Consider the following 10,141-nt stretch of genomic DNA (forward strand, 5'->3'; position numbering starts at 1 on the left):
CCCCCGCACGACCCCGCCGCCCCGGACCGCCCACGGCCGTCCGGGGCGGCGGCACGGCACCGCCCCGGACGGTCACCGCAGAGGCACCAGATCGGCGTCGACGGGCAGTCCCTCGACATGCCGGCCGGACACGACCGCCAACTCGTAGTCGTGGCGGGTGCCCTGCTGCCACTGCCCGCCCGCCAGCCGCACGGTGGCGACGTTCGGAACGGGCCCGGCCGTCCAGTCCAGCGGCCCGGCGACGGTCTCCAGGCGGGTCCGGCCGACCGCCGCGGCGACCGCCGCCGGGTCGGTGGGGTCGGCGGCGGTCCGCAGGGCGTGCGCGGCGACCTCGAACAGCGCGTAGGCGAGGCCGAGCGGCTGGAGCCACTGCCTGCCCGTGGCCTGCTCGTACGCCTCGGCCAGTTCGGCGGCGGTCGTACCGTCGAGTGAGGAGCGGTACGGATGCGCGGGCGTCCAGTAGACCAGGGTGGCGACGTCCGCCTGTGCGGGCCGGTCGCCACCGGTGGTCGACGGCGGATAGGCGAGCCAGCGCGAGCAGGTGATCAGCCGGGGCGTGCCGCCGTGCCCGGCGGCCAGGGCACGGAACAGGGCAAGGTCCCGGGCGGTGGCCGCGCTCGTCACGATGTCGGCGTCCGCCTCGGCGAACGCCCTGACGTGGCCGGAGAGGTCGGCGGCCGGTTCGGTGTAGCCGGCCGGGTCCACCAGCCGGTGCCCGCGTGCGCGGGCGGCCGGGGCGAAACCCCGCTCCGCGTGCCGCGACCACGTGCCCTGCGGACCGTCGTTCCACAGGCACCCCACGGTCCGCCCGGGACCGCCGGCCCGCTCCCACAGATCCGCGAAGACCTCGGCGATGTCGTCCAGCCCCCAGCAGAAGTGGTACGTCCAGCGGAACGGCGTGTCCTCCCTCGCGCCGCGCCCGTAGTAGTAGACCTGCCACGGAAAGGTGCTCGACACGCAGGGCACACCCGCCTCCTCGCAGGCGTCGGCGGCGGCCGGCAGCACCTCCGTGCCGGCCAGCGTGAGGACGATCCGCGCGCCCTCGTCACGCACCAGTTCGCGCACCGCCTGCCGCGCGCCGTCGGCGGTGGAGCGGCTGTCCCGGCTCACCAGGCGCACCGGGTACTCCCGCGAGCCGTTGCGGATCCGGGTCAGCTTCGGCTCCAGCAGGGACACGGCGAACGCCAGCGGATCCCCCAGGTTCGCCAACCGCCCGGAGCGTGCCGCCACCACGCCCACCGTCAGGGTCCGTCCGCCGTCGTTCGACTCACGCATCTCCGTGTCCTCCGTGCTGGGCTGCGCGTACCCCCGGGACAACGGCGGGACGAGGAGGGTGGATACGTGTCGTCACTCCTGCGGCGGTACCGGCCGCACACGGTCGGCGGTGCGGCGGGGGCGGCAGGGCACTGCTGTGCGTGCCGTCTCCAACCGCTGTTTCGGTGGCGCTGCCCGTCGGTCGGCGGCTTCGGCGGCTTCGGCGGCGGATCGTCGCCCGGGACAGCGGATGGTGCCGGCGATGCCACGCCAGGGGGTCGCGGGGAGCCCGGTGTGCCCGGAGCCGGATTCGAACCGGCACGGCCTGTAGGCCAACGAGGTTTAAGCTCGTCGTGTCTGCATTCCACCATCCGGGCACCGGCTCATGGACCGCACGACTGGCTACGGCCCTCCCCTGGACGCTCAACGAGCCTATCCGCGGCGCTCGTTCGGACAACGGGCTTCCGACCCCAGGTTGTCTGATTTTATTGGCAACTGATGCCGCATCAGCGGCGCGCGCCCCTCTTCAAAGAGGATCACACGCCCCCGCCCCGCCGTCAGGAATGACGGAAAGTCGCTGCCCAGCCACAGGAAGACATCAGGGTGCCCTCTCCTCCTCAGGGATGACACGGGCCGCCCCGGTCCCCCCTCAGGCTTCCTCCGAGACCGGTTCGGGGGTGGACGCCGGTGGCCGGTTTCGCACGGACGATGGAGGGGTCCCCGTCAAGCCGCTGTGACAGGAGCCCCTTCCCGTGACCACCAGCACCCCGTCCGACGCCCTCTCCGCGCCCTCCGCCGCCGCCGGCGCCGCGGCCGCCCGTGCCGTGGACCTGACCAAGGTCTACGGCCAGGGCGAGACGAAGGTGGTGGCCCTGGACTCCGTCACCGTGGACTTCCGGCGGGGGGCGTTCACCGCGATCATGGGCCCGTCGGGCTCGGGCAAGTCCACCCTGATGCACTGCATGGCCGGTCTGGACTCGTTCTCCTCCGGATCGGCCTGGATCGGCGAGACCGAGCTGTCCTCCCTGAAGGAGAAGAGGCTGACCCGGTTGCGCCGGGACAAGATCGGCTTCATCTTCCAGGCGTTCAACCTGCTGCCCACGCTGACGGCCCTGGAGAACATCACGCTGCCGATGGACATCGCCGGCCGCAAACCGGAGCGGGAGTGGCTGGACCGCGTGGTGGAGACGGTGGGCCTGTCGGGCCGCCTCAAGCACCGCCCCAACCAGCTCTCCGGCGGCCAGCAGCAGCGCGTGGCGGTCGCCCGCGCCCTGGCCGCCCGGCCGGAGATCATCTTCGGCGACGAGCCGACCGGCAACCTCGACTCGCGCTCCGGCGCCGAGGTGCTGGGCTTCCTGCGCAACTCGGTGCGGGAACTGGGCCAGACCGTTGTCATGGTGACCCACGACCCGGTGGCCGCCTCGTACGCGGACCGGGTCGTCTTCCTCGCCGACGGCCGGATCGTCGACGACATGGCCGACCCCACCGCCGAGGGCGTGCTGGACCGCATGAAGGCGTTCGACGCCCGGGGCCGCACCAGCTGACCGGCCGGGCCCCGGCCCCCGACATCCCGACCCGCCGCGCCTCCACACCTATCCCAGGATCACGAGACCCCATGTTCCGTACCGCCCTGCGCAACGTGCTCGCGCACAAGGCCAGACTGCTGATGACCACGCTCGCCGTCATGCTCGGCGTGGCGTTCGTCGCGGGCACCCTGGTCTTCACCGCCACCCTCTCCGAGGCCTTCGCGAGAAGCTCCGCCAAGGGCTTCGAGGCCGTCGACGTGGTCGTCCGCCCCGACTTCTCCAGCGACGAGACCGACCCCGGCGGCCCCTCGGACCTCTCCCGCGAACTGCTGGAGCGGACGCGGGAGCTGCCGGGCGTCGAGCACGCCACCGGAGCCGTCTCCGGCTTCGCCGCCCTCGCCGGCAAGGACGGCGGGCTGGTCGGCGAGGGCTGGTCGACCCAGGGCGGCAACTACGACACCGGCCCGGACGGATCGGGCGAGGACCCGCGCTACGACCTGCGTGAGGGCCGCGCCCCGCAGCGTGCCGGCGAGATCGCGCTGGACTCCGCGACCGCCGGGCGCACCGGCTACGGAGTCGGCGACACCGTGCGGCTGTCCGTCAGCGGCCCGGTCCGCGAGGAGAAGGTCACCGGCGTCTTCGACACCGACGACGGCAACGTCGCCGCCGGCGGCACCCTGGTGCTGTTCGACACCGCCACCGCACAGAAGCTGTTCTCCCAGCCCGGCCGGTACAGCGAGATCGTGCTGACCGCCTCCGAGGGCGTGGGCCAGGGGGAGTTGAGGAAGAGCGTCGAGAAGGTCCTGCCCGAGCAGGCTGAGGCCGTCACCGGGCAGTCGCTCGCCGACGACCAGGCGAGGATGATCGAGGCGGAGATGGAGGGCATGCGCACCGGGCTGCTGGTGTTCGCCGGAATCTCCCTGTTCGTCGGCGTCTTCATCATCGCCAACACCTTCACCATGCTGGTCGCCCAGCGCACCAAGGAACTGGCGCTGCTGCGCGCGGTCGGCGCGAGCCGCCGCCAGGTGACCCGCTCGGTGCTGGTGGAGGCCGTGGTCGTCGGCGCGATCGCCGCGGCGATCGGCCTGCTGGCGGGCATCGGGATCGGCGCCGGGCTGCGTTCGCTGACGGGCTCCCTCGGCGCCACCGTGCCGGACGGCCCCCTGGTGGTCCCCCCGGCCGCGATCATCGCCTCGCTGGTCGTCGGCATCAAGGTCACCGTGGTCGCGGCCTGGCTGCCCGCCCGCCGCGCCGCGAAGGTCCCGCCGGTCGCCGCGATGGGCAGCGTGCACGCGCCCGCCACCGTCCGCGGTCTGGTCGTGCGCAACACCATCGGCGCGGTCCTGGCCGGTGTGGGGGCCGCGCTGGTGCTGGCCGCCACCGGCATGGAGGACGGCAAGATCCCGATGAGCGCGGGCGCCGGGCTGCTGGTGATCGGCGTGTTCGTGCTGACGCCGCTGCTGTCGCGCCCGGTGATAGCCCTGGCCGCGCCCGCGATGCGCATGGTCGGCGTGTCGGGCAAGCTGGCGCGCCTCAACGCCGTGCGCAACCCGCGCCGCACCGCCACCACCGCCGCGGCGCTGATGATCGGCCTCACGCTGATCACCGGTCTGACCGTGATAGCGAGCGGCGTCCAGAAGGGCATCGACAAGATGGCCACGGAGGCGCTCAAGGCCGACTACGTGGTCTCGATGGCCAACTACCGGCCCCTGTCCCCGGAGATCGAGCGGACGCTGGCCGAGCAGGACGAGGTCACGGCCCTCAGCCCGATGCGCAACTCCCCCTCCCGCGTCGGCGACGGATACGAGTACCTCACCGGCGTCAACGGCGAGGCGTTCGGCGAGCTGGTCGGACTCGACTTCACCCACGGCTCGTTCGAGGGACTGGCCGACGGCGGGGCGGTGGTGGACACCGCCACGGCGAAGGAGCACGGCTGGCGGACCGGTTCGACCTTCGAGGTGGTCTACGAGGACGGCGAGCGCGGCGAGCTGACCGTCTCGGGCGTCTACCGGGCCAACGAGATGATGCGCGGCATCATGCTGGACACCTCCGTGCTCGACCCGCACCTGGAGAAGGTCACCAGCATGCAGGTGCTGGTGGGCACCGAGGGCGGCACGAGCGAGTCGGTGAAGTCCGCCCTGGAGGACGCCCTCGGCAACAACCCGGCCGTTCTCGTCCAGGACGAGGAGGACGTCTCGGAGTCCGTCGCCCAGATGATCACGCTGATGCTGAACATGCTCTACGGACTGCTGGCCATGGCCGTGGTCGTCGCGGTGCTCGGGGTGGTCAACACCCTGGCCATGTCGGTCTTCGAGCGGTCGCAGGAGATCGGGATGCTGCGGGCGATCGGCCTGGACCGGCGCGGCACCAAGCGGATGGTCCGGCTGGAGTCGCTGGTGATCTCGCTCTTCGGCGGGGTGCTCGGCGTCGGCCTGGGCGTCTTCTTCGGCTGGGCGGCCGGGGAGCTGATCGCCTCCTCGATGCCCACCTACGAACTGGTGCTGCCCTGGGAGCGCATGGGCGTCTTCCTGGCGCTGGCCGCACTGGTGGGCGTGCTGGCCGCGCTGTGGCCGGCGCGGCGCGCGGCGAGGCTGAACATGCTGGAGGCCATCAAGACCGAATGACGCGGAGTGCCGGGCGCGGAGTGCGCCGCGCCCGGCACTCCGGCCACGGGGTCCGGACCGCTCGGCGGTCCGGACCCTTCCGCCTGCGCGGGCTCTCGCGGGTGCGGGCCCGGCCCGCGGGCGGCGAGTGCTCCGCGCGAGCCATGGGTTCCGGTGCCGGGCGCGGCGGCTTCACCGGACCCCGGCGGCCGGTTCACCGGGTCCTGGGGCGCCCCGGTGGGCGTACGCCGTCCGGGAGCCGGCGCGTACGAGTGCCGCCGTGCGCCGGTGCGTGAGTGCGCGGGCGGCGAGCGCTCCGGCGTACCGGGCCCGCGCCCCGCGCGAGGGCGCCGGGTCCGGAACGCCGAGGGGCGCCCGCTCCTCCCTGTGCGGGAGGGGCGGGCGCCCCTGCGGTGCGTACCGCGTGCGCCGGTGCCCGGTCGGGGGACCGTGCGGTCAGGAGGCCTTGGCCTTGGGCCGGGACTCCCGCACGGCGGCCGAGACCGGGGCCGCGGCCTCGTAGAACTCCTCGCGCGGGTTCTCCACGGCGCCGAGGGAGACGACCTCGCGCTTGAGGAACATCGCGAGCGTCCAGTCCGCGAAGACCCGGATCTTGCGGTTCCAGGTCGGTACCGCCAGGCCGTGGTAGCCGCGGTGCATGTACCAGGCCAGACGGCCCTTGAGCTTCAGCTTGACCCGCTTGCCCAGGGCGATCATCGCGACGCCCTTGTGGAGGCCGAGGCCGGCCACCGCGCCCTTGTTGGCGTGGCGGTACTCGCCCTGCGGGAAGCCCCGCATGCCCGAGATCACGTTGTCGCCGAGCACCTTGGCCTGGCGCAGCGCGTGCTGGGCGTTGGGCGGGCACCAGGCGTTCTCGTTGCCCGCGTCGCGGCCGACGAGGTCCGGGACCTGGGCGTTGTCGCCCGCGGCCCAGATGTAGTCGGACCCCTTGACCTGGAGCGTCGCCTCGGTGTCCACGTGGCCGCGCGGGCCCAGCGGCAGGCCGAAGCGGGCCAGCGCCGGGTTCGGCTTGACGCCGGCGGTCCACACGATGGTGTCGGAGTCCACCTCGAGGCCGTTCTTGAGCACCACGTGGCCGTCGACGCAGGACTCCATGGACGTGGACAGGTAGACCTCCACGCCGCGCTTCTGGAGGTGCTCCAGACCCCACTTGCCGAGTTCGGGACCGACCTCGGGGAGGATCTTGTCCGCGGCGTCGACGAGGATGAAGCGCATGTCCTCGCGGCGGACGTTGTTGTAGTACTTGGCCGCGTCGCGAGCCATGTCCTCGACCTCGCCGATGGTCTCGGCTCCGGCGAAGCCGCCGCCGACGAAGACGAAGGTCAGCGCCCGGCGCCGGACGGCCTCGTCGTTCGTGGAGTCGGCCTTGTCGAGCTGCTCCAGGACGTGGTTGCGCAGGCCGATGGCCTCCTCCACGCCCTTCATGCCGATGCCGTTCTCGGCCAGGCCGGGGATCGGGAAGGTGCGGGAGACCGCGCCGAGCGCGACGACCAGGTAGTCGAAGGGCAGCTCGTAGGACTCGCCGACCAGCGGCGAGACCACGGCGACCTTGCGGTCCTGGTCGATGGTGGTGACGCGGCCGGTGAGGACCTCCGCCTTGGGGAGCACGCGCCGCAGCGGGACGACGACGTGGCGCGGGGAGATGGACCCGGCGGCTGCCTCCGGCAGGAAGGGCTGGTACGTCATGTACGAGCGCGGGTCGACGACGGTGACGGTCGCCTCGCCGTACCGCATCTTCTTCAGGATGCGGCGCGCTGCGTACAGACCGACGTACCCGCCACCCACTACGAGGATTCGCGGACGCTCCGTGGTGCTCATGCCTTCGAGTATCCCCTGCCGTTCGGGGGACCCCTCGTGAGGGTCTTCACAAGCACCTCACCCTCTTCTGCTACACTCCGCCGACCCGTGACCGGAACCACACCCGCAACCGGGAACCGGATCACCTCACGGTACGTTCAACACCCCCTGTGAGCTGCGCAATCGCTCTCCGGGCGAACTGGTCGGCACCACCGCCGGCCCGGAGGGGCGCGAGGCGTCGACGCCTCCGGAATCACCCCTTCCGGCGCGTGGAGACCCGGAACCGCCGCTACCGACAGGTAACATCGCCCGCTTGCGCGCTTTTCCTTGTGAAGAAGTTCACGAACTTTCCCGGCGGGGCCTCCCGCGGCCCCCCGATCCCGCCTTCACGGGGGTACGCCGGAGCGGCCGTCACCGCCGCCCACGCGCGTCTGACATCGTGTTTCCACCGACGGGGAGGGGACCTGATGCGCCGTCTCGCACTGCTGCCGATCCTGCTGGCCGCGGGGTGCGCCCTGCCCGGCGAGAGCCGGGCATGCACCCTCATCGGCGCCGAGTCCGGGGTCCGGGTGGTCTGGGAGCCCGCCGACTTCGCCGCGGACGCCGCCGGGGGCGGCGCCACCGTCAGGCTGTGCGTACGGAACGACTGCACGGAGCGGGAGGCGACCGCGCGGGATCCCTTCGGGGGGCTCTCCGTGCGCCTGGAGGAGGACGCCGGGCCCGCGACCGTGCCGGTGCGCTTCACCGTGACCGCCTCCGGCGGGCGCACCCTGCTCGACGACCGGACCGAGGTCGCCCTGAGGCGGAGCACGCCCAACGGCGAGGAGTGCCCGCCGGTGGTCTGGCAGGCGGCCCTCCGGGCCGTGCCGGGCGAGGGCCTGGTCCCGTACGGGCCGCTCCCGCGCGGGACGTGAGCGCGGGTCTGCCACAGCCCGGCCACCGGCATGCGAGCCCGGCCACCGGCATGCGTGCGGAAGCCCACACTGGTCCCGTGACCGAGAAGACCGTGACCGTACGGGACGCCCGCGCCCACCTCACGGACCACATCGACCGGGCCGAGCGGGGCACCCCGACGGTGATCACGCGCAGCGGCACTCCGGTGGCGGCCCCGCTGCCGATCGCCGACTTCCAGGCGCTGGAGGAGGCGGCCGACGCGCTGCTGGCCCGGGAGGCGGAAGCAGTCCTGGCCGAGGGCGGCCCCACTGTGACGATGGCCGAACTGCCGGCGGACCTGCTCACCGAGCGCGCGCGGTGAGGGCGCGGGGTGAAGCACCCCGTTCCGGTTCACCGCGCCGACACGGCCGCGCCCCCGGGCCACCGGCGGCCCGGGGCCGGGTCAGCGCGCGGCGCAGGAGTGGGCGATGCCGTCCAGGATGTCGTGCTCGCTGACCACGACCTCCCGGGCCCCGGTGCGCTCCATGACCGCCTGGAGGACGAGGGCGCCCGCGCCGATCACGTCCACCCGGCCCGGGTGCATCACGGGAATGGCGGCGCGCTCGTCGTGGGTGGCGGCCAGCAGGCGCGCGGTGACCTCCGCGACCTTCTCCGCGCTGATCCGTGAGTGGTGGATGGCGGACGGGTCGTACTCGGACAGCTCCAGCGCGACGGCGGCGACGGTGGTGACCGAGCCGGCCAGCCCCACCAGCGTCCGCGCCTCCGCCAGCGGAACGGTCTTCTCCACCAGGTCCAGCGCGGCCTCGGCGTCCGCCCTCATCGCGGCGATCTGCGCCTGCGAGGGAGGGTCGGTGATCGCGCCGTCGCGCAGCAGATGGCGCTCGGTCAGCCGGACGCACCCGACGTCCACGCTGCGGGCGGCCCGCACCCCGTCGTCGCCCACCACGAACTCCGTGGAGCCGCCGCCGATGTCCACCACCAGGTACGGCCCGGCCAGGTGCTCGGTGCCCGCCAGTTCCCTGGTCGCGCCGGTGAAGGAGAACTCGGCCTCCTGGTCGCCGGTGATCACCTCGGGCTCGACGCCCAGGATGTCCACGACGCCGCGCACGAAGTCGTCCCGGTTCTCGGCGTCGCGCGAGGCGGAGGTGGCGACGAAGCGGGTGCGTCCCGGGGTGACGCCGTGCGAGCGGATCACCTCGGCGTACTCGCGGCAGGCGGCGAAGGTGCGCTCCAGCGCCTCGGGGGCCAGCCGTCCGGTGCGGTCCACGCCCTGGCCGAGGCGGACGATGGTCATCCGGCGGTCGAGGTCGGTCAGTTCGCCGGTGGCCGGGTCGATGTCGGCGACGAGCAGGCGGATGGAGTTGGTGCCGCAGTCGATGGCGGCGACCCTGACCGCCGTGCCGTTCGCCGTACCGTTCGCCGTGTCCGTCACTGCGCTTCCTCCCCCGTGTTCCCGGTGTCCCCGGCGTTCCCGCCGTCCCCGGCCGTGCTCACGCACGGCCCCTTGCGCCACCACTCCGGGAGCATGGCGATCGCCTCGTCGCCCAGCGGGTTGACGCCCGGCCCCGCGGCCAGCGAGTGGGCGACCAGGACGTGCAGGCACTTGACGCGGTCGGGCATCCCGCCCGCGCTGGGGAAGCCCTCCAGCACCTCGATGGCGTCGCGGCGCGCGATGTAGTCCTCGTGCGCCCGGCGGTACGCGGCGGCCAGCTCCGGGTCGGTGCGCAGCCGCTCGGTCATCTCCTTCATCACGCCCTCGGCCTCCAGCGTGCCGATCGCGGAGGCCGCGCGCGGGCAGGTGAGGTAGTACGTGGTCGGGAAGGGCGTGCCGTCCTCCAGCCGCGGCGCGGTCTCCACCACGTCGGGCTGCCCGCAGGGGCAGCGGTGCGCGATGGCGCGCAGGCCGCGCGGCGGGCGGCCGAGCTGCTGCTGGAATGCCTCGACGTCGGCTTCGGTCGGCGCGGTGGGTTCGGTACGGGGCGGGGGCGTTTCCATGTGGTCAGGATGCCTCAGGGGTGTCGGAGCCGGACGCGGGGCCCGGCGGGG

The 10,141-nt window shown here is 73.3% G+C and carries 8 protein-coding genes and 1 tRNA gene; 4 read left to right on the top strand and 5 right to left on the bottom strand.

Features of this window, described 5'->3' with window-relative positions:
• Nucleotides 1-72 precede the first annotated feature (72 nt).
• Complete coding sequence (locus L7D48_RS01465; protein ID WP_237876444.1) at nucleotides 73-1,275, bottom strand: ABC transporter substrate-binding protein; 1,203 nt, start codon at nucleotides 1,273-1,275, stop codon at nucleotides 73-75.
• A 274-nt stretch (nucleotides 1,276-1,549) separates the two neighbouring features.
• Nucleotides 1,550-1,631, bottom strand: a tRNA-Leu gene (locus tag L7D48_RS01470).
• 375 nt (nucleotides 1,632-2,006) lie between these two features.
• On the opposite strand from L7D48_RS01470, the gene L7D48_RS01475 reads away from it, so the two are divergent.
• Together L7D48_RS01475 and L7D48_RS01480 are read left to right on the top strand one after the other, a co-directional pair.
• Nucleotides 2,007-2,798 carry an ABC transporter ATP-binding protein gene (locus tag L7D48_RS01475; RefSeq protein WP_237876449.1) on the top strand — a complete coding sequence of 264 codons (792 nt, stop codon included), beginning with the start codon at nucleotides 2,007-2,009 and terminating at the stop codon, nucleotides 2,796-2,798.
• Nucleotides 2,799-2,869: 71 nt separating this feature from the next.
• Nucleotides 2,870-5,404, top strand: a complete 2,535-nt coding sequence (locus tag L7D48_RS01480) for an ABC transporter permease (RefSeq protein WP_237876455.1) — start codon at nucleotides 2,870-2,872, stop codon at nucleotides 5,402-5,404.
• Nucleotides 5,405-5,839: 435 nt separating this feature from the next.
• Here the strand turns inward: L7D48_RS01480 and L7D48_RS01485 are convergent, their stop codons facing one another.
• Nucleotides 5,840-7,222: an NAD(P)/FAD-dependent oxidoreductase gene (locus L7D48_RS01485; protein ID WP_237876459.1), complete on the bottom strand. Its 1,383-nt coding sequence runs from the start codon at nucleotides 7,220-7,222 to the stop codon at nucleotides 5,840-5,842.
• Nucleotides 7,223-7,668: 446 nt separating this feature from the next.
• Between L7D48_RS01485 and L7D48_RS01490 the strand changes: the two genes are divergently transcribed.
• Together L7D48_RS01490 and L7D48_RS01495 are read left to right on the top strand one after the other, a co-directional pair.
• A complete protein-coding gene (locus L7D48_RS01490) occupies nucleotides 7,669-8,115 on the top strand; it encodes a hypothetical protein (RefSeq protein ID WP_237876464.1) in 447 nt (148 codons plus the stop codon).
• A 77-nt stretch (nucleotides 8,116-8,192) separates the two neighbouring features.
• Complete coding sequence (locus L7D48_RS01495; RefSeq protein ID WP_237876468.1) at nucleotides 8,193-8,456, top strand: type II toxin-antitoxin system Phd/YefM family antitoxin; 264 nt, start codon at nucleotides 8,193-8,195, stop codon at nucleotides 8,454-8,456.
• 81 nt (nucleotides 8,457-8,537) lie between these two features.
• Here L7D48_RS01495 and L7D48_RS01500 read toward each other — a convergent pair whose 3' ends face one another.
• Both L7D48_RS01500 and L7D48_RS01505 read right to left on the bottom strand, forming a co-directional pair.
• Nucleotides 8,538-9,527, bottom strand: a complete 990-nt coding sequence (locus L7D48_RS01500) for a Ppx/GppA phosphatase family protein (protein ID WP_237876473.1) — start codon at nucleotides 9,525-9,527, stop codon at nucleotides 8,538-8,540.
• Nucleotides 9,524-10,090: a DUF501 domain-containing protein gene (locus tag L7D48_RS01505; protein WP_237876478.1), complete on the bottom strand. Its 567-nt coding sequence runs from the start codon at nucleotides 10,088-10,090 to the stop codon at nucleotides 9,524-9,526. The genes L7D48_RS01500 and L7D48_RS01505 overlap by 4 nt, the downstream gene beginning before the upstream one ends.
• Nucleotides 10,091-10,141 lie beyond the last annotated feature (51 nt).

The sequence above is a fragment of the Streptomyces sp. ICN903 genome, from assembly GCF_022015835.1.
In the GTDB taxonomy this organism is placed as follows: domain Bacteria; phylum Actinomycetota; class Actinomycetes; order Streptomycetales; family Streptomycetaceae; genus Streptomyces; species Streptomyces fenghuangensis.